This window comes from Amphibacillus sediminis NBRC 103570 (genome assembly GCF_001552275.1).
Classification (GTDB): Bacteria; Bacillota; Bacilli; order Bacillales; family Amphibacillaceae; genus Amphibacillus_B; species Amphibacillus_B sediminis.
The window spans coordinates 59,196-85,035 of the sequence record NZ_BCQW01000001.1 but is presented as its reverse complement, the minus strand read 5'-3'; the positions used below and the strand labels follow the sequence as shown (position 1 = coordinate 85,035).

At 38.2% G+C, this 25,840-nt stretch carries 27 protein-coding genes, 1 other RNA gene and 2 pseudogenes; 23 read left to right on the top strand and 7 right to left on the bottom strand.

Annotated features, from left to right (window positions below):
• Positions 1-36: 36 nt before the first annotated feature.
• Together ASE01S_RS00400 and recU are read right to left on the bottom strand one after the other, a co-directional pair.
• Positions 37-2,565 (bottom strand): penicillin-binding protein 1A, encoded by a 2,529-nt coding sequence (locus ASE01S_RS00400; RefSeq protein WP_067836439.1) that lies wholly within the window; start codon positions 2,563-2,565, stop codon positions 37-39.
• 17 nt (positions 2,566-2,582) lie between these two features.
• Entirely contained in the window at positions 2,583-3,170 is a 588-nt protein-coding gene (recU, locus tag ASE01S_RS00395; RefSeq protein ID WP_067836435.1) for a Holliday junction resolvase RecU, read from the bottom strand.
• A gap of 289 nt (positions 3,171-3,459) precedes the next feature.
• Here recU and ASE01S_RS00390 point away from each other — a divergent pair, with 289 nt between their 5' ends.
• The 8 genes from ASE01S_RS00390 (at position 3,460) to ASE01S_RS00355 (ending at position 9,417) form a co-directional block, all read left to right on the top strand.
• Positions 3,460-3,735: a hypothetical protein gene (locus tag ASE01S_RS00390; RefSeq protein ID WP_067836432.1), complete on the top strand. Its 276-nt coding sequence runs from the start codon at positions 3,460-3,462 to the stop codon at positions 3,733-3,735.
• Between the two features lie 211 nt (positions 3,736-3,946).
• Positions 3,947-4,288, top strand: a complete 342-nt coding sequence (locus ASE01S_RS00385; protein ID WP_067836429.1) for a DUF1798 family protein — start codon at positions 3,947-3,949, stop codon at positions 4,286-4,288.
• Positions 4,289-4,383: 95 nt separating this feature from the next.
• Positions 4,384-4,638 (top strand): CotD family spore coat protein, encoded by a 255-nt coding sequence (locus ASE01S_RS00380; RefSeq protein ID WP_067836426.1) that lies wholly within the window; start codon positions 4,384-4,386, stop codon positions 4,636-4,638.
• Positions 4,639-5,078: 440 nt separating this feature from the next.
• Positions 5,079-5,633, top strand: coding sequence for an SLOG family protein (locus tag ASE01S_RS00375; RefSeq protein WP_067836424.1), 555 nt, complete (start codon positions 5,079-5,081; stop codon positions 5,631-5,633).
• A 128-nt stretch (positions 5,634-5,761) separates the two neighbouring features.
• Positions 5,762-6,061: a cell division regulator GpsB gene (gene gpsB / locus ASE01S_RS00370; RefSeq protein WP_067836419.1), complete on the top strand. Its 300-nt coding sequence runs from the start codon at positions 5,762-5,764 to the stop codon at positions 6,059-6,061.
• Between the two features lie 83 nt (positions 6,062-6,144).
• An RNA gene (gene rnpB, locus ASE01S_RS00365) (RNase P RNA component class B) lies at positions 6,145-6,529 on the top strand.
• A gap of 253 nt (positions 6,530-6,782) precedes the next feature.
• A complete protein-coding gene (locus ASE01S_RS00360; RefSeq protein WP_067836416.1) occupies positions 6,783-7,922 on the top strand; it encodes a THUMP domain-containing class I SAM-dependent RNA methyltransferase in 1,140 nt (379 codons plus the stop codon).
• A 7-nt stretch (positions 7,923-7,929) separates the two neighbouring features.
• Positions 7,930-9,417: a carboxypeptidase M32 gene (locus tag ASE01S_RS00355; protein ID WP_067836413.1), complete on the top strand. Its 1,488-nt coding sequence runs from the start codon at positions 7,930-7,932 to the stop codon at positions 9,415-9,417.
• Between the two features lie 480 nt (positions 9,418-9,897).
• Here ASE01S_RS00355 and ASE01S_RS00350 read toward each other — a convergent pair.
• Positions 9,898-10,796 (bottom strand): annotated as a pseudogene (locus ASE01S_RS00350) (Tn3 family transposase); the annotation flags it as partial.
• Here ASE01S_RS00350 and ASE01S_RS15425 point away from each other — a divergent pair.
• Positions 10,787-10,891 (top strand): annotated as a pseudogene (locus tag ASE01S_RS15425) (helix-turn-helix domain-containing protein); the annotation flags it as partial. The pseudogenes ASE01S_RS00350 and ASE01S_RS15425 overlap by 10 nt on opposite strands.
• A 42-nt stretch (positions 10,892-10,933) precedes the next feature.
• Here the strand turns inward: ASE01S_RS15425 and ASE01S_RS00345 are convergent.
• The gene (locus ASE01S_RS00345; protein ID WP_067836409.1) at positions 10,934-11,632 is read right to left on the bottom strand and encodes a Crp/Fnr family transcriptional regulator; all 699 of its coding nucleotides are present in this window, start codon (positions 11,630-11,632) and stop codon (positions 10,934-10,936) included.
• Positions 11,633-11,718: 86 nt separating this feature from the next.
• Here ASE01S_RS00345 and ASE01S_RS00340 point away from each other — a divergent pair, with 86 nt between their 5' ends.
• The 8 genes from ASE01S_RS00340 to ASE01S_RS00315 all read left to right on the top strand — a co-directional run bounded on the left by ASE01S_RS00340 (position 11,719) and on the right by ASE01S_RS00315 (position 16,890).
• Positions 11,719-12,501, top strand: a complete 783-nt coding sequence (locus ASE01S_RS00340) for an HAD-IIB family hydrolase (RefSeq protein ID WP_067836408.1) — start codon at positions 11,719-11,721, stop codon at positions 12,499-12,501.
• Positions 12,502-12,760: 259 nt separating this feature from the next.
• Positions 12,761-13,090 (top strand): ATP-binding cassette domain-containing protein, encoded by a 330-nt coding sequence (locus tag ASE01S_RS16380; RefSeq protein ID WP_157065116.1) that lies wholly within the window; start codon positions 12,761-12,763, stop codon positions 13,088-13,090.
• The gene (locus tag ASE01S_RS16375; protein WP_306303203.1) at positions 13,077-13,445 is read left to right on the top strand and encodes an ATP-binding cassette domain-containing protein; all 369 of its coding nucleotides are present in this window, start codon (positions 13,077-13,079) and stop codon (positions 13,443-13,445) included. The genes ASE01S_RS16380 and ASE01S_RS16375 overlap by 14 nt, the downstream gene beginning before the upstream one ends.
• A 1-nt stretch (position 13,446) precedes the next feature.
• Positions 13,447-13,623: a hypothetical protein gene (locus tag ASE01S_RS15665; RefSeq protein WP_157065114.1), complete on the top strand. Its 177-nt coding sequence runs from the start codon at positions 13,447-13,449 to the stop codon at positions 13,621-13,623.
• A complete protein-coding gene (locus ASE01S_RS00330) occupies positions 13,602-14,939 on the top strand; it encodes an ABC transporter permease family protein (RefSeq protein WP_067836405.1) in 1,338 nt (445 codons plus the stop codon). Before ASE01S_RS15665 ends, ASE01S_RS00330 begins: the two co-directional genes overlap by 22 nt.
• Positions 14,940-14,950: 11 nt before the next feature.
• Positions 14,951-15,178 carry a hypothetical protein gene (locus ASE01S_RS00325; RefSeq protein WP_067836402.1) on the top strand — a complete coding sequence of 76 codons (228 nt, stop codon included), beginning with the start codon at positions 14,951-14,953 and terminating at the stop codon, positions 15,176-15,178.
• A gap of 148 nt (positions 15,179-15,326) precedes the next feature.
• A complete protein-coding gene (locus ASE01S_RS00320; RefSeq protein ID WP_067836399.1) occupies positions 15,327-16,442 on the top strand; it encodes an FtsX-like permease family protein in 1,116 nt (371 codons plus the stop codon).
• A 178-nt stretch (positions 16,443-16,620) separates the two neighbouring features.
• Positions 16,621-16,890 (top strand): DUF6123 family protein, encoded by a 270-nt coding sequence (locus tag ASE01S_RS00315; protein WP_067836395.1) that lies wholly within the window; start codon positions 16,621-16,623, stop codon positions 16,888-16,890.
• Here the strand turns inward: ASE01S_RS00315 and ASE01S_RS00310 are convergent.
• Entirely contained in the window at positions 16,874-17,287 is a 414-nt protein-coding gene (locus ASE01S_RS00310) for a ribonuclease HI family protein (RefSeq protein ID WP_067836392.1), read from the bottom strand. The genes ASE01S_RS00315 and ASE01S_RS00310 overlap by 17 nt on opposite strands.
• Before the next feature lie 127 nt (positions 17,288-17,414).
• Positions 17,415-17,615: a cold-shock protein gene (locus ASE01S_RS00305; RefSeq protein WP_067836389.1), complete on the bottom strand. Its 201-nt coding sequence runs from the start codon at positions 17,613-17,615 to the stop codon at positions 17,415-17,417.
• A gap of 228 nt (positions 17,616-17,843) precedes the next feature.
• On the opposite strand from ASE01S_RS00305, the gene ASE01S_RS00300 reads away from it, so the two are divergent.
• On the top strand, positions 17,844-18,440 hold the full coding sequence (locus ASE01S_RS00300) for an HD domain-containing protein (RefSeq protein ID WP_067836386.1): 597 nt from the start codon (positions 17,844-17,846) through the stop codon (positions 18,438-18,440).
• On the opposite strand, the gene ASE01S_RS00295 is transcribed toward ASE01S_RS00300, so the two are convergent.
• Positions 18,437-19,459, bottom strand: coding sequence for a C40 family peptidase (locus ASE01S_RS00295; protein ID WP_067836383.1), 1,023 nt, complete (start codon positions 19,457-19,459; stop codon positions 18,437-18,439). The genes ASE01S_RS00300 and ASE01S_RS00295 overlap by 4 nt on opposite strands.
• 151 nt (positions 19,460-19,610) lie before the next feature.
• On the opposite strand from ASE01S_RS00295, the gene ASE01S_RS00290 reads away from it, so the two are divergent.
• From ASE01S_RS00290 to ASE01S_RS00270, 5 genes are all read left to right on the top strand, one after another.
• On the top strand, positions 19,611-20,570 hold the full coding sequence (locus tag ASE01S_RS00290; protein WP_067836379.1) for a thymidylate synthase: 960 nt from the start codon (positions 19,611-19,613) through the stop codon (positions 20,568-20,570).
• 113 nt (positions 20,571-20,683) lie between these two features.
• Positions 20,684-21,163 carry a dihydrofolate reductase gene (locus tag ASE01S_RS00285; RefSeq protein WP_306303205.1) on the top strand — a complete coding sequence of 160 codons (480 nt, stop codon included), beginning with the start codon at positions 20,684-20,686 and terminating at the stop codon, positions 21,161-21,163.
• 14 nt (positions 21,164-21,177) lie between these two features.
• On the top strand, positions 21,178-21,402 hold the full coding sequence (locus tag ASE01S_RS00280) for a YozE family protein (protein ID WP_067836371.1): 225 nt from the start codon (positions 21,178-21,180) through the stop codon (positions 21,400-21,402).
• 147 nt (positions 21,403-21,549) lie between these two features.
• Positions 21,550-22,704, top strand: a complete 1,155-nt coding sequence (locus tag ASE01S_RS00275) for an exonuclease SbcCD subunit D (RefSeq protein ID WP_067836367.1) — start codon at positions 21,550-21,552, stop codon at positions 22,702-22,704.
• Positions 22,705-22,706: 2 nt separating this feature from the next.
• On the top strand, positions 22,707-25,820 hold the full coding sequence (locus tag ASE01S_RS00270) for an AAA family ATPase (RefSeq protein WP_067836362.1): 3,114 nt from the start codon (positions 22,707-22,709) through the stop codon (positions 25,818-25,820).
• Positions 25,821-25,840: the final 20 nt, after the last annotated feature.

The window sequence follows — 25,840 nt, the reverse complement described above, 5'->3', positions numbered from 1 at the left end:
TCACAGCCATACGTAGTGAAGAAGAGTGCAAGCCGCTTATGAATCTTCTCCTTCAGACGCGTCATTGTCTGATTGGTTATCATTTCCACCATCATCATCGTCTTCATCGTCTTCATTACCATTGTTATTGCCGTTGCCATTATTACCATTATTGTTATTTGGATCTGGCGCTTCCGGTTGTTCAGGCAGGTCGATCTGATCTGGCGTTTCCGGTTCTTCCGTGTCCTCTGGTTCTTCAGGCTCTTCAATTTCCTCATCTGGGACTCTAATTTCTACCCGCCGAGCTTCACTACGTATATCACTATTATTTGCACTTACAGCGGTAACCTCGACTGTATAGACAGAGCCACGCTCTACATTGCCTATTGTGAAGGTGGTATCACTAGTTGAAGATTCGTTATTGGTATTGCCATCTGTACCATATTGAATCATAAAGCCAACATCTTGTTCGCCTGAGTATGACCAATCGACAAGAATCTGATTAAGATCAGCATCATATTCAGCTGAAAGACTACTTATCGGATCAAGACGATCAAATTGCTCGGACTGTGCGGTTGGTTCATGCCCGCGTTTAAACAATTCAGTTACAATTTGTGATTCCGGTGTATACTCACTTGGTAACTTAGCTGGATTTGATCCACGCTCAACCTTCACACGAACAACTGAATCTGGCATTTCAAAATCGGGTGTGTCAATATTAGCGGACAATTCACTCATGACGTTTTTAAAAATCAACTGTGAAATATTCGTATATCCAGTTGGGACAGAACGTGTTGCATTTTCATGGTAACCAGTCCAGACTGCGATCGTGTAGTTGGTTGTATAGCCTGCGAACCAAATATCAACATTATCATCCGTAGACCCTGTTTTACCAGCCAACGGTAGGCCTGGAACATTAGCCGTACGTCCTGTTCCTGGCTCAGTTGTAACAACTGATTTTAACATATCTGTAATCATATAAGCAGTCGCATCAGACATCGCAACAATTGGATCAGATTTTAGTGACTCACTGCGTCCATCACTATAAATGACTTCAGTTACGGTATAGGGTTCATTATAAATCCCACCATTACCAAAGGCAGAAAATGCACCAGCCATATCCAATGATGACACACTTAGCTTTGATCCACCGATACCATCTCGAATATTAATGCCATCCTCAGGAATAGGCATGCCTAAGCGTTCTGCAAATTCGGACGCCTGACCTAATCCAACTTCCTCTAAAGCCTTAACTGCGGGAACATTAAGAGAAAGCTGTAAGGCATAGCGAGCACTCACATAGCCTTGATATTGATTATTCCAGTTTCGAATCGGACTACTCCCTGCAACTTCGTATGGGGCATCGTTGTTCAATTGGTGATACGTTGACCAATTCAAATACTCAATAGCAGGTCCAAAGTCTAAAATAGGCTTAATCGAAGAGCCGGGTTGACGTTTAGCTTGGGTGGCCATATTAAAGTCACCAATCTCACGATTTCGACCACCACCAATGGCCCTGATCGCTCCCGTTGACGTATCAATGACAACAAGACCTGATTGAAGCTCATCATCTGGATAATTAATGGGACTTTCATCAGATAAAATATATTCAACATGATCCTGTGCATCCGGATCTAGAGTTGTATAGATCTCAAGCCCGTCATTGTACATATCCAGTCCAAGCTTTTCTTCAATTTCTACATTAACCTGATCAAGGAAAGAATGGTAAGCGGTTCTAGTTCGCTCTGTAAGATTTAGCATATCCTCAACTTCAACACTAGCTGCCTCATCGGCTTCTGCCTGGGTAATTTTCTCATGGCGTACCATTAGTTCAAGCACTGTTTCCATCCGTTCTTGGGCAAGCTCTGGATTAGCGGTCGGATCATAAGCACTTGGACGCTGAGGTAAACCAGCTAGAAGTGCTGCCTGAGACAAAGTCAACTCATCCAAATCGGTAATACCGAAATAGGTTTCAGCAGCAGTAGCAACACCGTATGCACCAGCACCATAGTAAATTTTATTGAGATACATTTCAAGAATCTCTTCTTTTTCATAGGCCCGTTCCACTTGTAGAGCAAGCCATTGCTCTTGGACTTTACGCTTCATCGTTTTTTCCGGTGATAAGAGTGAGCTTTTAACCACCTGCTGCGTAATCGTACTTCCCCCTTCAGCACCAAAGCCTCGTCTTAAGTTGGCAAGTATTGAACCAATTGAACGTCTAAGATCAACACCAAAATGCTTGAAAAAGCGGGCATCCTCCGTAGCTATGACAGCATCAATTAAGATGTCTGGGAGCTCTTCATAACTAACTTTCGTTCTCGATTCCTGACCAAGATCAGCAAAGATTTCCTGATTGATATCATACACTTTTGTCGAGGCGGGATCGCCTAATAAATCGTGATCTAATGGTGGTGCTGTAATAATATAATAGCCAAAAACAGCCCCAGCACTAATAATGGCTACCAAAAATAGCACCAATATTGATAATCCTATCTTTTTCCAAATAGAAGTTTTCTTCTTTGTTTTCTTCTTTTTAGATTGTTGTTCTTTTCTTCTTGCAACACGTGATTGGCTATTATCTGCCATACGTATCTTCCTCCATTCTAGAAAAACAAGTGATCAATGACTTTAATATAGTCAATGAGAGCAGGGTAACCAGTGGGAACTTCAATTCCTTCTCTTGCAATGAAGCTATAAGGAATTGATTTTCTCCCTCCTTTATATTGACTCTCCCACAGCGGAAAAAGTTTCACAGCAGGAAAGAAAAAGGTCTGATTATGGGAGCTAAAACGCATAATGACAAATGCTATACCGTGATGCTCAATAACGGCCTTCATATGTTCGATTTGATGCTGATGGAAATTGTGGAGCGGAAAAGACGTTTTATTTTTTGTTTCCTTAGCTTCAAAATCGATATAACGACCTCGATACACTCCATTATAATCAGTTGTAGATGCCTGTTTGAAGTAACCTTCCGTAATAACAGCAGCACTTCTTTTTGGGTAATCGACGTTAACGATTTGAACAGGTGTAGGTTTTTTGTGTACCACACAGATATTATGTGTTAAGTAGTAATGGTTGGTCTGATTTATATCTTCTTCTAAAGTCATCCCCCGATTACTGAAATTAGCCCGTTGATCTGTGTTCGTGACATGATTTATGCGAGTCTTTTTACCATTTGGATAGTTCATATCAGCATCCCCCCACAGAATGTATCATACCAGAAAACAATCTAGTTTGAGAATTAAAATGATAGACGATTGATAAAAAGAGGCTAAATAACTATGAAAATACTTTGTTGAATCTAGTATTAACATCTTTCTTTTATTATATAAGTTCCAACTGTCATTTTTCTATTAAAAAAATAGCCAAAAAAACACTAGTTTTGTTCGTCAGACACTAGTTTTGTCAACAGTGCAGGAACAAGATGCTTATACATACAATTAATTATAGCAATAAGTCAATAAGGAGCTGAAAGATATGAAGCAACAGAACGGGCTAAAAAAATTTGAAACAAAGTTATTAAATCTTAATACCATGTTAAGCAAAATGGAACAAAAGATTACTTTTGAGGTAGATACCCAGATCTGTTATCAGCATCAGCAGTGTGCAGAGCGAATTTTTCAATTGCGTGATCAAATTGGTGCACTTGAACATAAAAGGATTAATCAGCAAGTTCTCACCAAAGAAAGCTTTATTGAATCAATCAAAAGGAGATTTTTAACGATAAGAGATTGCTCAAAGATTATTGAATGACAGTCCACTCCTTATTTTTCCATAATCGGCGTAGCTAAAGGTATCCAGACGATCGCCAAGTCTCTTCTTAGTTTTTTGTAAATAAGTAATATTTGAAAATTGACATCGAAATCGAGCGTTAGCAAAGCTAATTGATCATATATCCGAAACGATAACGGTTTACGAAAAGAGGGACGCATGATAAAGTGTAAGAGGAGAAGGAGTGTGAGTCATGGTCATTGAAATGACACATACGTTAAAAAATGCGTGCTTTTCGTTAAAAGAAAAGTTTTTAACTGATCAAAAGCCTGAAAACAAGAGGGACCCACAATTTTTTGAAATGGTAAGAAAAGAAGCAGAGCCGTTATTCGACTTAATTCATAAATGGGAAGAAGAGACCTTAGCAGCTATTAAACAACGTCAGTTTCATGTGCATCCTCAACAGGTAATCGCTACAAAAGAGAACTTTGAACTAATTTTAATGCATAGCTATTATATTGATGTAAAAAAGCAACGCTACATGGAATTATATCAAGCGATCCAATATGTATTTGATTTATTATTAAGTCATTAAACTAAAAAAAATACCAAAACATGGTCAGATGCCCGCCACCTCTTGGATTAATGCACATAAGCTATTATGAATCCAAAAAAGGAAAGGGGATTAAAATGCGGAAAAGGAGACATTGCTGTCAAACTGGACCAGTTCAAACCATTGTTTGCCCAACAAAGCATCAGCATGTCAATACGTGCAGTCAAAGCCATGTTAATTATGTGCATCCAACCCACACGACTGTAACAGATCACCATACGATTCATAATACTCATTATTATCCACAAACAACCTCTTATGGACAAACGGTTAACCAAACAAATGTCTATGGTGGACCAACTTGGCCACAAGGTTTTAATCAATGGCGTTAGCCTAATGACAAAGGTAAGAATCGAAAGCGGATATAGAAGGCGATGCACATAAGAGTTGGAGCGGGCAAGCTTAGGCTTGCCTGCCGTTCTTTTACCCGAAATTTTTGAAGATAATCACTGGTACTTAATCCTTTGATTTAGATATTTTATGAAAGCAAAGTGAGATCTGGAAGTTATATCAGTTGGAGAAAAAGATCATTTTGTTGTATATAGTAACAAAGTAATAAAGTGAAACTCCGTTCATTGGGGGGTTCGACACGGTTAGTTGAACCAATCGGGCCGTTACTGGCAGTTGGATCTCCCACTTAGACATGACGTATTCCCTTATTTCTTAAAGTGGGAGGCTTACAAAAGCCCTTCGATGGGGCGAGTAATCGCAGCCCCAGCCAGTTACACTGTGATAAATAGGTTAAAGTTAAAATTGGAAGGATTACGAACAAATGGGTAAAGTTTTAGCTATAACAGGTTACAAAGCAGCTGAATTGAATATTCGCTCGAACACTGATGATCGGATTAACTATATTAAGCAGGCACTTGAACAAGCAATCCTGTCATTTATTGAAAATGGAACAGAATGGATCGTTACTTCAGGACAAATAGGTGTGGAACTCTGGGCTTGTCAGGTTGTTAACAAACTTTCGTCAAGCTATCCAATTAAATATGCCGTTATTCCTCCCTTTGAAAATCAACAGAAATGGTGGTCTGAAGCAAATCAAGAGGCTTATCAACAAATCATTGATCAGGCTCATTACTATGCTTTGCTTTATCAAGGGGAATATCAAGGGGCTTATCAGTTTTCAGCCAAGAACAAATGGTTATTAGACAAAAGCGATGCGAGTCTGATTTTAGTCGATGAAGAGTTCCCTGGCAGTGTCCAGTACTTTTTAAAAGAAGCAAAAGCTTACCAGAAGCAGTCTGATTATCTAATTCGTTACATTACACCCTTTGACCTGGAAGAAATTGCGAGAGAATATCAAGCAAACCATGACTGGTAAGGCTAACTGTGATAAATTTACTAGGCTGCATGATAGACTGCTCTAAATAATCCAACTTGTACATTGACATTTTCTAAAAAATTTGAAAAAATACATATTAAGTGTTGTTAAATGATGAGGTGAAGCCAATGAAACAAGGAAGTCAATTACAATCAAAAGATATTTTAGATAAAAAGTTTAAAACATCAATGCGTGGCTATAATCAAGAAGAGGTTGATGAGTTTTTAGATACGATTATTCAGGATTATGAATTTTTTAATCAAAAAATCGAACAATTAAAACAAGAAAATGAACGACTAAAGTCACAAGCTGAACAGCAAACGCGTGTAAGGCCGCAAACGTCAAACCATCAAGTTAATTATGACATATTAAAACGTTTGTCAAATCTTGAAAAAGCAGTGTTTGGTAAAAAATATACAGACGCCTAATGGTTGATGTGGTAAAAATTGATAGATGCTAAATGATTATTAATGTGCTATACTAGGACTAGTGCTTATAATCAGTTAAATGAATGTTTTGGTAATCGCTGCAATTTTTAATTGTAGAGGAAAGTCCATGCTCACACAGGCTGCGATGCTTGTAGTGTTCGTGCTTGATGAATTCATAAATCAAGGGAGTTGGTTATCCAACTTACGGCAGGATAAGGTGCTAAGTCTAATGGATATGTACCGAAGTCCTTTAAAGTGCCACAGTGACGTAGTCAAGCTGGAAACAGCTTGAGTGGAACGCGGTAAACCCCACGAGTGAGCAACCCAAATTTTGGTAGGGGCATCTTGGAGTAGGGAATTGAACCGAAACAGGGACCATTTCAGTGAAATGGTAGATAGATGATTACCACTAAGGTACAAGGTTGACCACCGCAAGCAGTACTTTAGTACAGAACATGGCTTATAAAACATTCATTGGTCTATTAACAACAAGTTAACCTTCCAAAGGCATTTTGTCGTTGGAAGGTTTTTCTATTTTTTTGATTAAAGGAAGATAGGGCTTTATTGAAGGATGCGTTCACGACCAAGAATTTAAACCATTATAACCACTCATAATAAGACGTATTCCCTTTATTTCTTGTATTGTGAGTCTTACAAAAGCCCTTCGGTGTTAAACGATTTCTAATTTAGATGTAAGTTAATAGCTAATGGAGGCTTATTCATGCAGGAGACAGTCAAATTATTAGCGACAGCAGCCATGGGACTAGAAGCTGTTGTGGCTCAAGAAGTTAAAGCACTAGGATATCAAGATGTAAAAGTAGATAATGGAAAAATTAGCTTTGAAGCACCGCTATCGGCCATCCCACGCTGCAATTTGTGGCTAAGAACAGCTGATCGGGTCAAGATAGTGGTTGGTGAATTCAAAGCAACTACATTTGATCAATTGTTTGAACAGACGAAAGCATTAGATTGGGAACGTTACATTCCGGAAAACGGAAATTTCCCTGTAATTGGGAAATCGGTTAAATCGACATTATATAGTGTGTCTGATTGTCAGGCCATTGTCAAAAAAGCTGTAGCAGAAAAGCTCAAACAAAAGCATGGCGTGGCACTGCGTCTGCCTGAGACTGGAGCGCTGTATCGTATTGAGGTGGCACTATTAAAAGATCAAGTCACATTGACGATCGATACATCAGGAACTGGTTTACATAAGCGAGGGTATCGAATTGGCCAGGGTGAAGCACCATTAAAAGAAACGCTAGCCGCAGCGCTTGTTCAATTAACGAATTGGCGTCCTGAATTTCCGTTAGTCGATCTGTTTTGTGGTTCTGGAACCATATTAATTGAGGCCGCCTTAATTGGTCAAAACATTGCCCCAGGCTTTAATCGATCATTTTCCAGTGAAGAATGGGACTTTATCCCGAACCAAACGTGGGAAAATGCTTTTGAAGAAGCTGAACAATTGGCTCAGTATGATCAGCCTCTTAACATAACGGGGACAGATCTTGATCCAAAAATGATTGAGATCGCTAAAGCTAATGCGATTGAAGCTGGCTTAGCTGATCTAATTAATTGGAAGCAAATGATTGCATCAGACTTTCACCCGAAACAGCATAATGGTTACGTAATTAGTAACCCGCCTTATGCTGAACGAATTGGAGAGCTGAAAACAGTTGAACAGATTTATCGTGATCTAGGCAAATCGCTACGGCAGGATCCAAGCTGGTCTAGCTATATCCTGACATCAAATGAAAAATTTGAACAATTGTTTGGTGCAAAGGCAACTAAGAAGCGTAAGCTTTTTAACGGTTATCTTAAAGTCGACTATTATCAATACTTCGGGAAGCATAAAAAGGAGTGAATAAAAAATGACCATTGAACAGCAATTTCTAGACCTAATGAAGGAAATAACTGCATACCAAGAAGCATTAGCACTCATTCATTGGGACCTTAGAACAAAAATTCCTAAAAAGGGAATGGAGCAACGTTCAGAGGTAATTGGCTTACTGTCTGAAAAGATTCATCAATTAACCACTTCAGAAAAAATGAAGACATTAATTGATCAATTGAAGACAACGGCAACTAACCCTGTTATAAAACGTGCCGTTGCAGAGTCAGAAAAAGAATACCAGAAGAGTAGCAAGATTCCAGATCATGAATTCAAAGCTTTTGTTACCTTGCGTTCTAAAGCAGAAACCGTTTGGCAGGCTGCAAGAGAGCAGAATGATTTCTCCCTTTTGCAGCCTTATTTAGAGCAGCTGGTTGAATATAATAAAAAATTTGCTGGCTATTGGGGTTACCAGGAGAATAAGTATGATGGCTTACTAGATAACTATGAGCCAGGACTAACTACTGCCATTCTTGATCCTGTCTTCGACAAGCTTAAGCTGGCACTTGCAGATTTAGTTGAAAAAATTAGCCAATCAAAGGTCGATGTTGATGTCAATAAAGTTCTACACTACTTTCCTAAACAGGCACAAGAGCAATTTAGCTTAGCTATTCTTGAGAAGATGGGCTACGATTTTGCTGCAGGACGATTAGATGAGACAATTCATCCATTTGCGATTAATATTAATCCAAAAGATGTTCGGGTCACAACACGATATGATGAGCAAGATTTTAGAACAGCGGTTTTTGGAACGATTCATGAGGGTGGGCATGCCCTATATGAGCAAAATATTGCTCCTGAGCTTTATCAAACTATTCTAGCAACAGGAACTTCAATGGGCATACATGAGTCTCAATCCCTGTTTTGGGAAAACTTTATTGGTCGGAGTAAAGGTTTTTGGCAAAGTCATCTTAGTCTTTTTAAAGAAATGGCGCCAGCTGGCTTTCATGCCTTAGATTTTGAGTCATTCTATCAAGCGATTAATGAAGTTAAACCAAGCTTTATTCGGATTGAAGCAGATGAATTGACTTATTCATTGCATATTATTATTCGCTATGAACTAGAAAAATCGTTGATTGATGGCGACTTACAGGTAAAGGATTTACCCGAGGCTTGGAATCAAAAAATGGAAGATTACCTAGGTATTCGTCCTGCAACTGATAAACAAGGGGTTCTGCAAGATATTCATTGGTCTGCCGGAGACTTTGGTTATTTTCCAACCTATGCATTAGGTTATATGTATGCAGCGCAGTTAAATCATCAATTAAGACAAACGATTGATGTCGATCCGATTATTGCATCAGGTGACTTTGAACCAATTAAAGCATGGCTAACCGAGCATGTCCACAGACATGGAAAGATGAAGAAACCACTTGAAATCATTCAAGATGTGACCGGTGAAGGCTTAAATCCTGATTATTTGATTGATTATTTGACTAAAAAATACCAAGATATTTATCAATTTTAATGCACTATATTTGTTCAAGCAGAAATAGCAGCTTTCTGAATCGGATTCAAACAGCAAGCTTAAACCAAGTTGACCAGTCAAAAGTCAAGCTGCTTGCGTTTTTCAATTAAGAATCACGAATCAGACCACAATTTGTAATATACTTATGATGAAACGGACACGCGACTAGTTATAGTCACGTGTCCGTTTGCAATAGCTTAACAGTCAGATAAGATGATAAAGTAGTAAAATGGGGGTTTCGACGCATTAGAGGTGCTCGTGCAGACGTCGCGAACTTAGTCAGCTTCCTCTCTCTCCCAGTGAACGTTAGTTGAACCAATCGGTCCGTTACTGGCTGTTGGATCTCCCACTTAGACATAACGTGTTCCCTTATTTCTTGAAGTGGGCGGCTTACAAATGCCCTTCGATGGGGCGAGTAATCGCAGCCCAAGCCAGTTACACTGCGATAAACCAAAATAATTTCGAGTCTGATAAATTTCAAATTCTTGGGGCAAATTTAAATCCTAATAAATCAGTCAGTCCGAATATTTGGTCTGTGTAACCAGCTGTGTCTGTATAATGCTCTTCTATGTTTAGATCCGTCTCATGGTGCAACAACCCATCCAAAACATGAATCGCATCCCTTGAATTAGTATGAATAATCTTTGTGTAGTAAGAAGAGAATTGATTACTGGTAAAACGGTAGATGGTGGCTCCCTTTCCAGTTCCATAATGTGGATTTGCATCTGCATGTAGTGATGAAACACCCAGCTACATTCTCATACCATCTGACGAAGATGTTGTACCGTCACCTCAGTAGAAAGGCAATTGTAATTTGTGATGAAAATTTACTAATACGGCTTGGGCTTTATTCATTGCTTCTTCATACATGCGCCATTGAGATACATTGGCTAATTGCTTATATGTAAGTCCGGGTGTTGCTTCAGCCATCTTGCTCAAACCCATTCCTAAAAGGGCTGCCATAATAATAATTGTTTCTTCTTTATCCGATTTTCGATTATTTGAAGCATGAGTAAACTGCTCATGAAATCTTGTTATATAAGCAACACCCATGAGTAATTCGATTAATTTTATTCTTGGCAGCATCTGATAGAGACTTGCACTAAATTTTTTTGCTTCTTTTGGAACATCCTTTTCTAAACGCGCAAGAGACAGCTTTCCTTTTTCAAGAGAAACTCCGTCCAACTTGTTGGAATTGGCAGCTAACCACTTTAACCTTTCATTAAGGCTGCTGGTTCTCTCGTCATATAATCTTCGAATGATAAACTAACTGATAATCTCGTTTTCTCCTTCGTTTGATTCCATTGATCTTCTGATAACAAATATTCCTCAAAATCTCTATATTGTCTGCTACCAACAATAGAAACCTGTAAAGCTTTATAAAGAAGGAAATATGACTGTAAATCAAATTTGTGAAATTACAAATGTGTCTAGAGCTTCACTATACAGAAAATTATCAGAAGTGGAGAACTAACGAATTTTAAGGATAACCTACGAGAACAGGAGTATCCTTTTTTTACTTATATCGGATTCCATTAGACATTTCTTCTAATTTGGCCCAATTTAATATACGAATAGAGTTTTTATCTCTTTCAATAATTTTTTTTTGGGATAGAGAATGAATAACTCGATTTAGATGTCGATATGTCGTGCCAAGTAAATCCGCAATCTCTTTTATATTGGAAGTCTTTAGCTCTATTCCAAAGATGTTATCAGGTTCAGGTGATATCGTGGACATAAGGTAACTTGCAAATTTGTTTTCAACAGATGCTAATAAATTGACACGGGAAGCTGTTGTACAGGTTTGAAGCTTATAGCTTACATGTTCTAAAAGTGTATGCAAAAACTTCGGATTATTCATTTCATGTTGTTTTATATAATCAAAATGTAGTCCAATTAATAAGCATTCATTAACTGCTTTAACTTGTGATTGGACGGGAACTTCTCGAATTAGTTCAATATCACCAATAATGGAAAAAGGTTGGACAAATCGTAGTAAAAGTGATTTTCCAGTTTCAACACTTGATGTTATTTTCACTTTGCCTTCCACTAAAAACAACAATGATTCCAGTTCAATTCCTTCAAGTAAAATAATTTCATCTTGTTCATATTGCTGCAATGTAAATGGAAGTTGCTTTTCTTGGTCAAACATTTCTTCAATATGATTTTCTCGTAATTTTGAATCAAGTAGCTTCAAGTCTTGAATATATTTCATATTAAAACTCCTTTTGGGACATATGTCCTTTTTATTATAATATAAACTGATATGATAAGAACAATAATACGTAGGAGTGGTATAGAATGAAGTTCGTATTTGATTTAGATGGAACAATTTGCTTTAAAGGTCAGCCTGTTTCTGAAAAGTTATTAATAGCATTAGAAAAATTAGTAAAAAAAGGGCATGAAGTCATTTTTGCATCAGCTAGACCAGTACGCGATTTACTCCCCGTCTTACATGACCGTTTTCATCAATATCCAATGATTGGTGGCAATGGATCAATGGTGGCAATAAAAGGGGAAATCATATCAACAGTCAGCTTTGATGAAGAAATGCTCGTAAATATTGTTCAATTACTAAGAACTTATAATGTTTCCTATTTGATAGATAGTGATTGGGATTATGCTTACACAGGGCCTGTTACACACCCAATTTTAAATAACCTAGATCCACAAAGACGTGCTAAAAATGTTAGGTTGGATAAACTCCAGTCAATCGTAAAAATTTTGATGTTAACATCAGATAATATGGAAGAAGTCGAAGAACAGCTTAGAAAAATAGATGTTGTTGTTCACTCTCACGGAAGTGAGGGAGTTTTAGATATAAGCCCTAAAGGAATCGATAAATGGAGTGGGTTGCAACAACTGGGAGTAAAAGAAGGGGAATACATTGCATTCGGTAATGATGCAAATGATATTGCAATGTTTCAACATGCATTTTATTCAGTCATGATTGGTGAAAGCTTACAACTGTCACCATTTTCATCTGAACAATTGTCCTTAAGTGAGGATATCGAAAACCTTATAGTTCAAAGACTTAGTAAATTGGGAGATATAAATCCAATAAATAAATTGGTAACCTTATAAGTAAGTAACCTATGCTTTCGTTAAATATTAAAGTTATTTGATTAAAAGGCGCTATTCCAAAGTGTGACAAAAGTCCAATTTCTCAATTTTAATACTGGGAAATTGGACTTTTTCATATTGTAATTTCCTTAACGTTGTAAATCCGCATTTTCCTGACGCTACCCCTATGTATATCATTATAAATAGTAATATTTAAACATTTTTTTGCAATATATGTTATAGTATTGATGATAAATTTAAATGGCGAAGGAGGTTTTTTATGGATCTAGCAGTTGAAGGGGTCAGCTATGCTTATCGTGATGGGGATACATATCGGTCTATTTTAAAGGATGTTTCGCTAACATTTGAAAGCGGAAAGTTTTATGCGATTTTAGGTGAGTCTGGCTCGGGGAAAACGACGTTTTTATCGATCATTAGTGCTTTGGATGAACCAGGGCAAGGTAGAGTATTATTTGACGGAAAGGATCTACAAGAAATTGGTCTGGATACGTTTAGACGTAACTATAGTTCAATTGTTTTTCAAAGCTATAATCTTATTCCATATATGAATTGCTGTAGAAAATGTGATGGTCATTATGGGCATAAGTGACCGTACCGACCGAGCTTCAATTAAAAAGCAAGCGCTATACTGGTTAGAAACAGTTGGTATTGACCAATCCAAAGCTTATCGGAAAGTCACCAAGCTTTCGGGTGGGGAGCAGCAGCGTGTTGCGATCGCACGCGCATTAAGCACCGAGGCTAAAGTCATTTTTGCAGATGAACCAACCGGAAATTTAGATAGTACGACATCAGAAACAATCATCTCCCTATTAAAAAAACTCGCAACTGATCACGATAAATGTGTGATTACGGTAACACACTCTGAAGCAGTAGCCCAACAAGCTGATGTTGTTCTCCATTTAGATAGCAAATTGCAACAATTTAACGTAACAGGGGGACAGTGAGATGCGCTTCATTCATCGTGTCTGGTTGAGTATCATTAAGCAGCCGATTAAATCATTACTTCTGTTTTTGCTCTTCTTTATTCTTGGCAACGTGATCGTAGCTGGATTTTCTATTCAGCAGGCTACTAATAGCGTCAAAACTGATATGATGAACCTTTGGGGGCAAAGGCTACCGTAAAGAGTTCGATTAATCATGCCTTTACCTATCCCGATCGTGAGCTAGCAGGAGAGGTTTATCAAGATTATAAAGCGTTACTCGATCAATTAATACAATCGCCCGAGGTTAAGTATGCAGATTATAGTATTTATATCGAGACTTTTATTCATACTGATCATTTAGTATATCGAGATGATTCCTCTATCCTTAATGAGCCTGAACGGCTTGATATATTAAATGTTTTTACTGGCGTAAATCGGGCAGATTTTAAAGAACTCGTCTCTAACGAAATAACGATTGAAGCAGGGCGCACATTTACTGAGCAGGAGATCAATCTAGGCCTTCCTGTTTTATTGATCAATGGATCTACTTACGAATATTCTAACCAAAGATCGATTGAGGTCGGCGATGTTATTCGGTTCACTATTGAGTTTTCCGATGCACGCACTAATGAGCTTATTCATACTGAGCCTTATGATCTGGAAGTAGTTGGACTATTTCAGAGCGGACCCTCGATAAACTTTAATTTCGATAGTGCAAGTCAAATAGATCTGAATTTATTTATCCCGAATCAAACGATGATTCAGTTGGCGGAGCGTATTGAAGAGATCATGATGACTTATGATGATGTCACTTTTTGGAATAACCAACTGGATATTTTTATTGGTGTACCAACATTCGAGTTGAAGAATGTTGAGGCTATCGATTCATTTACCGAGCAAGTTAACCAACTGCTTGAATCCATTACACTTGATCGTGAGCACTATCAGCTGGTTACCTCAGCTGATGCTTATGATGATATCGCCATACCGATGGAAAGCTTGTTAAATACATCATCAATTATTTTGATGGGTGCGATAGGCTTTGGAATCGTCATGATTAGCCTGATTGTTCTTTGGTTTTTGCGTGACCGACGCTTTGAGTTAGCTGTTCTTCTTGCATTAGGCGAACGAAAACAGCGTTTAATGATGCAAGTTACGATAGAGCTTGTAGTGATTGCTTGGTTGGCAGTGAGTGGATCGATCTTAACAGGTCACTATATCGTTACCCATTTATCCGAAAATATGTTAGAGACCTTTGTCAATCAAGATCAGCCTGTTCTAGCAGATTCCGACGATACGGATGAGGTGGTACACGAGGCCGTTGCACAGGCAGAACAGGCGGTAATTAACCCTTTGGCATTAGATACAGACGAAATCATAGCAAGCTATCAAATTAAATTTGGGGCTCGTTTTTATGGTGTGCTTTATAGCTTGTGCTTATTGATTATTTTAGTCGCCGTCATTTTACCGATGAGTTATTTGCTTAGGTTAAATCCTCGAAAAATAATGCTTTAAAGGAGGAGCATATGTCTTTACTAAAACGCGTTTGGCTAAGTATCATTTATCGTCCAATTCAATCGTTACTTTTATTTTTATTTACTTTATTATTGGCTAACGTCATGGCAGGCTCCTATACCATTTTACAAACAACCACTACGATTAAACAGGAGATAAAAGATCAATTCGGTGCTCGTGTGACGGTTCAGTATCCAGCCTTTCAATCATCAAATAACGTTAGTCTTTTTTTTTTCTGAGCCTATTTTTACTCATTATCTTGATCTATTAAAGGATATTGAACAGCTCAACCATGTCGAATATGGGGATTATCAGCTATTTATCAACCTATTAAATCCAAATCAAGTTGAATTGACTTTCGGAGAACTAAATCAAGATGCTTATACCTTGTCTTCACGCCTAACGGGTGTTAATGAAGCTGAATTTATTAATCTATATGAGAAGGATATCGAGATAGTTGCGGGGAGGAGCTTTACTGAGCAAGAATTAGAAACAGGTGCAAATGTACTAATCTTAAACAGCGCTTACGACCAGTCAGGTGAACATACGCCTATTGAAGTTGGAGACCAACTTCATTTAGACATGACTATCTACGCCCCTCCTACTCAAACTGAGCAACGAGGTGAACAGCTTTATCAAGAACAGATCAGCTTTGAGGTCATCGGGTTACATGATACGCTACCAACTGTTCGCGATCTAGCTGCGGAATGTGGGACTAGCTTTGGTTGTATTGAAGAGCGAATTTTCATGCCAAATCAAACGTTATTAAGTTTATACCAAAAGGTGAAGACCGAATTTCCCATTGAAGAAAAAGATCAAGAAGAAATGTTTGGGCAAAGTTTGATTCAGTTGGGAGTAAAAGCATCGCTGTTTGTGTTAGATACAGCGGAAAGCTTATCGATCTTTGAGCCACAAGCCAAAGAGGCCATTCAGAATACGATCCATTCATTAAAAGAAGACGACCTAATCGATGAAGAAAACGATTGGATGGTACAGTTTAAGCTTGTCACTTCCGATCAACATTATCAAAGCACGGCTGAGACGATTGAAAATATTAGCTTAATCGCAAAAGCTAGCTTCTTTGGCTCAATTATCGCAATGACAAGCATTTTAACCGTTATTATTCTGTTGTTTCTTAGAGACCGGAGCAAGGAAATGGGATTGCTTAGAGCTCTAGGTGAACGGAAGCATCGCTTACTTGGTCAAATTTTACTAGAGGTTTCTATTATCACCATTTTGGCCCTTAGCTTATCTTTAATAACAGGTCAATTACTAGCCAATCAATTGGCCACATCTATTTTCCAAACTGCTGAACCAGCAGCTATAACAAGCACGAGTGATCAAATGATTACAACCATTATTGACAGTACAACGATCGCTTTTGATGGGCAATACGTTTTCATGGTCTATTTAGTTGGAATCACAACAATTTTATTAGCAATCATTTTTCCAATGATTTATTTACTAAAGTTAAATCCTAAAAAAATTCTAATGAAACATTAAGCTAACTAACGAGCATCTTCCTTAAATAAGGGGGATGCTCGTTCTCATATTAGCAAGTAATCCTATTTGAGCTAAAAAAGAAGAGAACATTTGTTCTTGTAACCTTTTCATTTTAATAAGACTATTGTATACTAGAGCAAAATCAATATTTAAGGCGTATAGGGAAGAGGGGATTGGATTGGGTCATCTCTCACTAGCTGACTATCTAGAACATTTGTGGGTAAAGGGCTTTAAGTTATCAGACGAGCAGGTTCGGTTCATCTACTTTGGCAAAAAATATACTGAAGCAACAGATGATTTGGTTCGTATTGCCTTAGAAACCACACTCCGCTTACAGTTTCAGTTTGATGGCTCCTTTTATATTAGTTTGCTAGAATTGCTTAAAGAGCATCAGATTACTAGTTTTAAAGAAGCGAAGCAGCTATTTAAAGTCAAGGGCATTCAGTAATCGCTGATTGTTTCGTTTGGAGAGCTAATCGGGCAAGACGGTCTGCTTGTTTATTTTGCTGATCTGGTATCCACTTAATAAAGCAATGGGGGAAGACCTGCTGATATTCAAGGATTTGATTGAGATGAGCTTTAAAGCTGTGACGTTTAACAAAGCGTTTCTCGATTGCATCAACGACTAGTTTCGAATCAGAACGAATTGATAGAATTGTATCAGGGAATTGTTTTTGACAATATCTAAGTGCGTGAATAACGGCTTCAAATTCTGCTTGATGATTGGAAGCTTGGCCAATATAAGCATAACCTTGATGACAGATTTTTTTATTTTTAATGACAAAGCCAATCCCACTTTCTCCTGGATTACCAGCAGTAGCGCCATCTACATATACTTCTAACATGATTTATCGCCATCCTTTTAATAACGGTTTATTATCTGAATCGGCTTGATCTCGTTTAAACCACGATCTTAAAGGCTTAGATTAAGATGTGCAAAAAAACGGTGACACCACGGTCACCGTTTGAAATTTATTTTTTTGTTACGTTAGCAGCTTGTGGTCCACGATCGCCTTCAACAATTTCGAAGGTCACTTCTTGGCCTTCTTCTAGCGTTTTAAAGCCTTCTTCTTGAATGGCAGAATAATGTACGAATACATCATCGCCTTCTTCTAATTGGATGAAGCCGTATCCTTTTTCTGCATTGAACCATTTGACAATACCGTTTTGCATGTACATAATCCTCCTAGATTTCCACGTTAAACGTGACTAAAATACAAATAAGATGAACGAAGAAAAAGTAGCCCAATTGAAGTGTAGGATCGTTCCTGCACCACTTCAATTAAGGCTACTGCATTAATGATCCAGACATCTTCTTTGCTTGAGTAAATGATAGCGTATTTTTTGGTGAGCGTCAAGTTGCCCCATATCTACCAAAGACTTGGAAGGAGTATGATTATAATGAATCAAAATGATCAATTAATGCTAATCAAGCAATTTGTTGCTGAGAAATTTAGCTCAGATTATAGCGGACACGATTTCGATCATATGAGACGTGTGGCAGTGCTAGCCGCTAAGATAGCCAAGAAGGAAGGAGGCGATCCTTTTCTAGCAGAAGTATGTGGATGGGTACATGATCTCATTGATGATAAATTAACCGCTAATAGTGAACTAGCCCAACAAGAACTTGAGCATTTCTTGTTGAGCCTTGATTTTACAATCAAACAAATTAAACAAATTCAAGCTGCCATTGAAACGGTGTCATTTCGTAAAGGAAAACAACCCCAAGCTACTCTCGACTGTATTGTACAGGATGCAGATCGGCTTGATGCAATAGGAGCAATTGGCATCGCACGGGCTTTTAGCTATGGTGCAACCAGACAACAACCACTTTATGCCGATCAAGAGCCATCTACCCTTGCCCATTTTGAGTCAAAGCTCTTAAAATTAAAGGATTTATTAAATACCAACACAGCCAAGCAGCTTGCCGAACAGCGACATCGACTGCTTGAAGATTTCTATCATCAATTTATTGCTGAATGGCATCTTGATTGCTAATTTTTTGAAACACGACGGCTCCCTAGGTAACGTGATTGCCAATATTCTTCTGATAACGCAGAGACGGTAACACCGTTTGATTCGCCCGCATGAATAAATTGGTCATTCCCAAGATAAATACCTAAATGAGATGGACCGGTCTTATAGGTCTCAAAGAAGACCAGATCGCCAATAGAACGTTGATCAACCGCTTGTGTTTGATTCCAAATCTCAGACACTGTCCGGGGTATTGAAATAGCATGCTCAGCGAATACGTATTGTACGAAACCACTACAGTCAAATCCAGCTGTCGTTGTCCCGCCCCATTGATAAGGAACACCTAGCTGTGCTTTGGCTGACTGAATCAGCTCATCCATAGCAAAAGCGCTTGAGTTTTTAATTGATTGAGCTGTAGGTTCTTCATTAGCTTTTGTCGTTTCGGATGTATTCAGAGTTGAGTAATTGGCTTCCTCCTGTAAAGTTTCTACTAATGCTTGTGATAGGGTAGTCGTTTCTGGTAAATCAAATGCTTGCTGAGCTTGATGAAGGGCGAGCTCTGTCTTTGGTCCGTAAATACCGTCGATGTTAGCTGTATAGTAACCAAAATAATAAAGCGCTTTTTGCAAACCCATTATCTCATCATTTTCCTGACCATGTTGTAGCGGATAATCAATGGCTTTTAGCTCATTCATATAATAATGTTGCTCGCTGGCCACGATGGCCTGAACGGTCTCAATATTTAATGTACCATCTGGTTCAATCGCATGTTCTATTTGGAATTTTTTTAAAGCGTATTCGGTAAATAAACCAAATTCACCATCAATCTCCTCATCATAATAGCTTAAGTTATTTAGTTTTTGCTGAATGACGCGTACTGCCGGGCTGTGATCACCGTATGCGATATGCTGATCTTGTTGATTAAGGAGATGGTTTTGAAGCATTGGATAAGCATCAACATAAAAGGTAAAGGGTTGGCTGATGATATAACTATAGGTAATTGACTGCTTAACAACTTGATCAAGCTGTGCCTGAGCCAACAATTAAACGCCTCCTTTATATTGAATTTGAACTAACTAAGCTGTCTACTAATGTGTATTCTGATCAAAATCAATAAATGTATGTTGAACGAAATGTTATTATTCTGTAATATTAAACAAGAAGATTTTTTTAAAAAAGTGGAGGCGGTAAGTCATGTCAAAAAATGAGCAAGCTTATTTAGAACTATGTCAATCCATTATTAATAATGGGGTGACAAAGGGAGATCGTACAGGTACTGGTACATATTCAATCTTTGGTGCACAGATGCGCTTTGACTTAAACGAGGGCTTCCCTTTACTTACAACCAAAAAAGTAAACTTTAATTTAATTGCGTCTGAATTAATTTGGTTTATTCGTGGTGATACAAATATTCGCTTCTTATTGGAGCATAACAATAATATATGGAATGAATGGGCTTTTAAACGCTGGGTAGAAAGTGAAGCCTACAGTGGACCTGATATGACGGATTTTGGTAATCGAGCTTTGCGAGATCCAGAATTCAATCGCTTATATCAGGACGAAATGGAACAGTTTAAACAGCGTATTCTAACGGACGATGATTTTGCCAAACAATATGGAGATCTAGGTGCAGTCTATGGAAGCCAATGGCGGGCATGGCAGACCTCAAAAGGTGAAACGATTGATCAGCTTAAAGATGTCATCCAATCGATCAAACAAAACCCTGACTCTAGACGTCATATTGTAACAGCTTGGAATCCGGAAGATGTTCCAGCAAATATGGCCTTACCACCATGTCATACTTTATTTCAGTTTTATGTAGCTGAAGGGAAATTGTCCTGTCAGCTTTATCAACGTAGTGCCGATGTCTTTTTGGGTGTCCCTTTTAATATTGCGAGTTATGCTTTATTGACACATTTGATTGCACATGAATGTGATTTACAGGTTGGTGAATTTGTTCATACATTAGGTGATGCGCATATTTATTCTAATCACATTGAACAGGTTCACACACAGCTCAGTCGGACACCATTACCATTACCAACACTATCCTTTAAAGAAGGCTTTACATCCATCTTTGATTTAAACGTTGAAGATATTCGACTAGAGAATTATCAGTCGCACTCAGCAATCAAGGCCCCGATTGCTGTTTAAAAGCTGTTTAACATTTTCCACTAAGGGTTAGTGTTAGCTGATGATTTAACCACTGTAGTGAACCACTACTAAGAACAAGCTTTGACATAGGGAGGAGAGATAACGTGTTTTCCATGATCGCTGCCCATGATCGCAATCGTCTAATTGGTAAAGGGAATTGGATGCCATGGCATATCCCAAATGATTTAAGTTATTTTAAAGCAATGACTACAGGAAAAACGATTGTAATGGGTCGTAAAACTTTAGAAACCTTTAAAAAACCATTACCAAATCGAAATAATATCATCCTTACTCGTGACACAGCTTATAAAGTTGCTGGTGCACAGGTTTTTCATGATTATCAAGCTATATTGAACCAATTTCAAAATACAGATGATGAGATTATCATCATTGGCGGTGGTGAGATCTACCAACTTTTTTTACCCTATGTAGATCGATTATATATAACATGGATTGATCAGAGTTTTGATGGGGATACGTATTTTCCTGAATACGATTTGTCGGAATGGAGGATAACCAAAAAGGAAAAAGGCTTAAAAAATACGGATAATCCATATGACTACTATTTTATTCAATATGACCGTATTCGATAAAAGAGGAGATGACGATGCAATCATTTCACCAATATATGATGCGTTATAGAGGATTAAAACAGAAAACAGATGAGCGGAGGCTGGCTGACTGGATGTTTCATGAACATGATTTTCCAAAGCATAGCCATTCCTATGATGAAATTAGCCGTTACTTAGAATGGAATATCCCTTTCACCAATGCCGTTAATGTGTTTGACCAATTATGGGAGGACTATCTTGAAACACAGCATGAGAGGTAGAATAGGTGAAGGGAGAGCTTTGAGTCGTAAAACGCTGTATTGAAAGAACTGTAACAGGCAAGCTTAGGCTTGCCTGTTACACTTTTAGCTGAACTTTTTTATCAAGTAGGTACAAACATTTAGAAAGAAAAGGGAGAGGAACTTTAGATGAGACTACTACATACAGCGGATTGGCATTTAGGTAAAATCGTCAATGGTGTCCATATGACCGACGATCAAGCCTATATGATCGAACAACTTTTTCAAATCATTGAGCAATATCGACCTGATGTGGTCATGATTGCTGGTGATATTTATGATCGATCAGTGCCACCGAAGGAAGCGGTCGAACTGTTGGATTATACCTTCACCAAACTTTTAGACCAATATAGCATACCAATTCTTGTGATTTCAGGTAATCATGATAGCCCTGATCGTTTACACTTTGGTAGTCGAATTTTTCGTCGTAACCGGCTTTTAATTGAAGCAAAATTGAGCAAAGATATTGAAGTATTTTCTTACGCTGATCAATTCGGGCCTGTTCATTTTTATCTCATTCCATATTTTGATCCAGCTGAAGTAAGGACATTATATGGAGATGATTCTGTTCAGACCCATCAGGATGCCATGAAAAAGGTTATAGAGTCAATCAAAGAGCGGTTCGATCAGCAAGCGCGACATGTTTGTATTACACATGCTTTTATTGCAGGTGGAATGGAATCAGATTCTGAAGAGCGTTTAACCATGATCGGAGGTAGCCCTTACATTGACCATGAATTGTTTGACTGCTTTGATTATGTTGCATTAGGACACTTACACCAAGCACAAAAAATACAACGTGAAGCTATTCAATATAGTGGTTCGATATTAAAATATTCCTTCTCAGAGGCTAAGCATAAGAAATCAGTAAACCTAGTTGAGCTAAAACAAGATGGTTCACTTGATATTGAGCGAATTCAGCTAAAGCCAAAACGAGACATGCGGATCTTAGAGGATTACTTTGATCAACTGCTTAATGATGACTGCTATCCTGGAACAGACGATTATCTCCATATTCGATTATTGGATGATGGCCAGCTACTTGATCCAATTAGTCAATTAAGGAAAAAGTTCCCGAACATTCTCCGTTTAGAACGCAAGGTTAAACAGTCAGATTTAGCTCTTGATCAGCTTAAAACATTACAAGAGCGCCAAAAAATGTCCCATGAAGAGCTTTTTACTGCTTTTTACCGAGATATGAAGGGTGAAGACATCTCACTGCAACGAAAAAAAATTATAAATGACTTAATCAGCGAGCTAATCAAGCAGGAGAGGGGGGAGTAGTTATGCGGGCACTGAGATTAATGGTGGAAGCTTTTGGACCATATAAAGACAAGCAAACAATCGATTTTAGTTTGCTAGGCAATGAGGCTATCTATTTGATTACCGGCCCAACGGGTGCTGGTAAAACATCCATTTTTGATGCGATTTGTTTTGCATTATATGGTAAGGCAAGTGGTTCTGATCGAGATTATGATACATTAAGGAGTGATTTCGCCGCTGCTAATCAAACGACAGAAGTCGCTTTTACATTTGAACTCAGACAGCAAACCTATCAGGTGATTAGGAGACCGAAGCAGCTCAAAGCAAAAGAGCGCGGTGATGGGCTACGGGAATATCCCGCAACTGCTGAGCTTTATAAAATTGAAGCAAACGAGAGAAAGCTGCTACATAGTAAGGTCAATGAGGTAAATGAGACAATAACGGCATTGCTTGCCCTAGATTATGAGCAATTTTGTAAAATGATCATGATCCCTCAAGGTGAATTTCGTAAACTTATTGCTGAAAATAGTCGTGAACGCGAGCTAATTTTACAGAAGATTTTTCATACCTATTTCTATCGTAATCTTACCGAGCAACTAAAAAATAAAGCTAAAGCATTGAAGGATCAACTCTATGATTTAGATATGCGGATTAAAACAAAGCTTGAGCAAGTAAACTGGTCGACTGATCAACAAGATCAGCAAACAAGCTGGACTTTCAAAGATTATTTTCAAGCATTATCAAATAAGTTGAAGGACAATAACGACTGGATAGTAAAGCAGAAAAAACAGCTAATGGCTGAGCAAGAAAAAACAGCACAATTACAAGAGGAATACCGTCAAGCACAGGTATTGATCGACCAGTTTAATGAATATGATCTGCTAATTAATCAACAACAGCAGCTTGCTAGCCAAAAGATTGTTATTGAACAAAAACAAGCTAAATTAAAAGCAGCAGAGCTAGCAAATAGGTTGCAACCCTATGAGCAACAACTGAGAGAACGTGAAAAAGAATGGCTGAGCCAAAAAAACGAGCTGGCAGTGCATGAAAAGGAGCTTGTCGGATTAAAAGATCGCTTAGCCAAACTAGAACAAAACTTTATTAAGCTTAAAGACGACTATCCAAGTAAACTTGATCAACAACAAGCATTAACGAAGCTAAACGAACAAACACAGATATGGCATCAAGTGATCGAGCTTGATACAGTCCTAGCAAAGCTCAAAAGCGAATCGCTCGAGAAGGATCTGGTTATTAAGCAAGTAGAACTCAAACTATCCGAAAAAGAACAGCAACTAAAAAAAATAGATGAGCAACTTGGCCAATTATTTGTGTTAAGTGAACAAATCTATCAATTAAAAATAGACTGTCAACAAGCAAAGGATAGACTGGTTGTTATTACTGAATTGGCGGAATCTTATCAGGAATTACAGACTTTACTTCAGGTTTACCAGAAAGCTGAGGGCGATTATAATGAATTAAAGCAAAAGCTTGCCACTACTAATCAGCAACTTAAACAGTGGGAAACAGATCAGCAGCACCATTTCGCAGCCAGTTTAGCCAAGGAATTAATGGAAGATCAACCGTGTCCGGTTTGTGGTTCACGTGAACATCCATATCCGGCAGATATGATAGATTCAACACTTGATCCTATTGAAAAAGATCGATTATTAAATAGGATTGAGCAGATTGAGCAAAAGCTTAAGTTGCAACAAGATCGCTTAGTCGAGGCCAAAGCTAATCATCAAGCTAAACAAACCCAAACCGAACGGCTATCTCACCGACTTAACCTAACATTCAATCAATTAACCGATCAACTGATTAAACAGCAGTTAGATCAAGCCCAGGCAAGCCATCAAGTCAAGCAAGAACAACTTAAACAACTGACCATGCAATTAACCGATTTAAAGCAACTTGAGCTCGAAAAGGAAAAGCACAAGCAAGCGTTGGATGAGTTAGTTGTGAAGAAAGATGAACAATACCAATCATATCAAGAGCTCAATCAAAAAGTGCTACGATTGGATGGGCAAAAAGCGTCGTTATTACCACAGTTGCCAAAAACATCGCTAACCTTTGAGCAATGGCAAATACATTTACAGGTAAAGCAAACAAACTTGGCTAATTGGTTTGATGACTATAAAGCTCAAGAGGAAAAGATCTTAGCTATTCGTGAACAAACGAGTCAGTTGGAATCACGTTATCTAGCCAGTCTAAACTTTTTGGAGCAGTTAAACGAAAGATATGACCGTGCTCAGCAACAGTTCACGCGAGAACTAGCTCATTCACGCTTTGATGACATCGATCAATACCAAAAAGCCAAATTATCAGTTGAACGGATTCAACAGCTTGTCGAAGAGCTTGACCAGTTTGAACAAAAAAAGCAAGAAGTTGGATCACGCTTAAATCAATTAGCAGAATATCTTGAGCAAAAGCAAAAGCCTGCGCTTGATCATATTCAACAAAGGCTTACTGAGCAGCAACAACAAGTTGACAAGCTAATGCGCGAACTTAATCATGCGGAGCATAAGTTAGAGCATGATCAAATGATTGCAGAGCAAGTGAAGGAGCTATACAGACAATACCAATCATTGGATGCTGACTTCCGCGACGTATCAGCATTGGCTGATCTAGCAAAAGGAGATAATCATTTACGACTTTCATTTGAACGATATGTATTAGCTGCATTTTTAGATGAAATTTTACTTCAAGCAAACTTTAGGCTTGATCAGCTTAGTGATCATCGCTACCAACTTTTAAGAAGTGAACGACTAGCTAAATCTGGTGCACAAAGTGGACTTGATTTAGAGGTATTAGATCAGCATACAGGTAAAACCCGTTCGGTAAAAACGCTGTCAGGGGGGGAGAGCTTTAAAGCATCATTAAGCTTAGCCCTGGGAATGGCTGATGTTGTTCAGTCTCATTCAGGTGGCGTTCAACTTGATACCTTATTTATTGATGAGGGATTCGGAACATTAGACGACCTATCCTTAGAGCAAGCCATCGATACTTTAAAAGGACTGCAACAAAATAATCGAATTCTAGGAATTATTTCACATGTACCACAATTAAAAGAAGAAATTCATGTTAAATTACAGATTACCTCATCTCCAAATGGATCAACAGCTAAGTTTAATTTATAGTTATCGCTTGCGTAGTGAAA

Excerpts from the sequence above, each read along its gene's own strand:
- ASE01S_RS00400 (WP_067836439.1), bottom strand. The coding sequence starts at position 2,565 with ATGGCAGATAATAGCCAATCACGTGTTGCAAGAAGAAAAGAACAACAA.
- recU (WP_067836435.1), bottom strand. The coding sequence starts at position 3,170 with ATGAACTATCCAAATGGTAAAAAGACTCGCATAAATCATGTCACGAAC.
- ASE01S_RS00390 (WP_067836432.1), top strand. The coding sequence starts at position 3,460 with ATGAAGCAACAGAACGGGCTAAAAAAATTTGAAACAAAGTTATTAAAT.
- ASE01S_RS00385 (WP_067836429.1), top strand. The coding sequence starts at position 3,947 with ATGGTCATTGAAATGACACATACGTTAAAAAATGCGTGCTTTTCGTTA.
- ASE01S_RS00380 (WP_067836426.1), top strand. The coding sequence starts at position 4,384 with ATGCGGAAAAGGAGACATTGCTGTCAAACTGGACCAGTTCAAACCATT.
- ASE01S_RS00375 (WP_067836424.1), top strand. The coding sequence starts at position 5,079 with ATGGGTAAAGTTTTAGCTATAACAGGTTACAAAGCAGCTGAATTGAAT.
- gpsB (WP_067836419.1), top strand. The coding sequence starts at position 5,762 with ATGAAACAAGGAAGTCAATTACAATCAAAAGATATTTTAGATAAAAAG.
- ASE01S_RS00360 (WP_067836416.1), top strand. The coding sequence starts at position 6,783 with ATGCAGGAGACAGTCAAATTATTAGCGACAGCAGCCATGGGACTAGAA.
- ASE01S_RS00355 (WP_067836413.1), top strand. The coding sequence starts at position 7,930 with ATGACCATTGAACAGCAATTTCTAGACCTAATGAAGGAAATAACTGCA.
- ASE01S_RS00345 (WP_067836409.1), bottom strand. The coding sequence starts at position 11,632 with ATGAAATATATTCAAGACTTGAAGCTACTTGATTCAAAATTACGAGAA.
- ASE01S_RS00340 (WP_067836408.1), top strand. The coding sequence starts at position 11,719 with ATGAAGTTCGTATTTGATTTAGATGGAACAATTTGCTTTAAAGGTCAG.
- ASE01S_RS16380 (WP_157065116.1), top strand. The coding sequence starts at position 12,761 with ATGGATCTAGCAGTTGAAGGGGTCAGCTATGCTTATCGTGATGGGGAT.
- ASE01S_RS16375 (WP_306303203.1), top strand. The coding sequence starts at position 13,077 with ATGGGCATAAGTGACCGTACCGACCGAGCTTCAATTAAAAAGCAAGCG.
- ASE01S_RS15665 (WP_157065114.1), top strand. The coding sequence starts at position 13,447 with ATGCGCTTCATTCATCGTGTCTGGTTGAGTATCATTAAGCAGCCGATT.
- ASE01S_RS00325 (WP_067836402.1), top strand. The coding sequence starts at position 14,951 with ATGTCTTTACTAAAACGCGTTTGGCTAAGTATCATTTATCGTCCAATT.
- ASE01S_RS00310 (WP_067836392.1), bottom strand. The coding sequence starts at position 17,287 with ATGTTAGAAGTATATGTAGATGGCGCTACTGCTGGTAATCCAGGAGAA.
- ASE01S_RS00305 (WP_067836389.1), bottom strand. The coding sequence starts at position 17,615 with ATGCAAAACGGTATTGTCAAATGGTTCAATGCAGAAAAAGGATACGGC.
- ASE01S_RS00300 (WP_067836386.1), top strand. The coding sequence starts at position 17,844 with ATGAATCAAAATGATCAATTAATGCTAATCAAGCAATTTGTTGCTGAG.
- ASE01S_RS00290 (WP_067836379.1), top strand. The coding sequence starts at position 19,611 with ATGTCAAAAAATGAGCAAGCTTATTTAGAACTATGTCAATCCATTATT.
- ASE01S_RS00285 (WP_306303205.1), top strand. The coding sequence starts at position 20,684 with ATGATCGCTGCCCATGATCGCAATCGTCTAATTGGTAAAGGGAATTGG.
- ASE01S_RS00280 (WP_067836371.1), top strand. The coding sequence starts at position 21,178 with ATGCAATCATTTCACCAATATATGATGCGTTATAGAGGATTAAAACAG.
- ASE01S_RS00275 (WP_067836367.1), top strand. The coding sequence starts at position 21,550 with ATGAGACTACTACATACAGCGGATTGGCATTTAGGTAAAATCGTCAAT.
- ASE01S_RS00270 (WP_067836362.1), top strand. The coding sequence starts at position 22,707 with ATGCGGGCACTGAGATTAATGGTGGAAGCTTTTGGACCATATAAAGAC.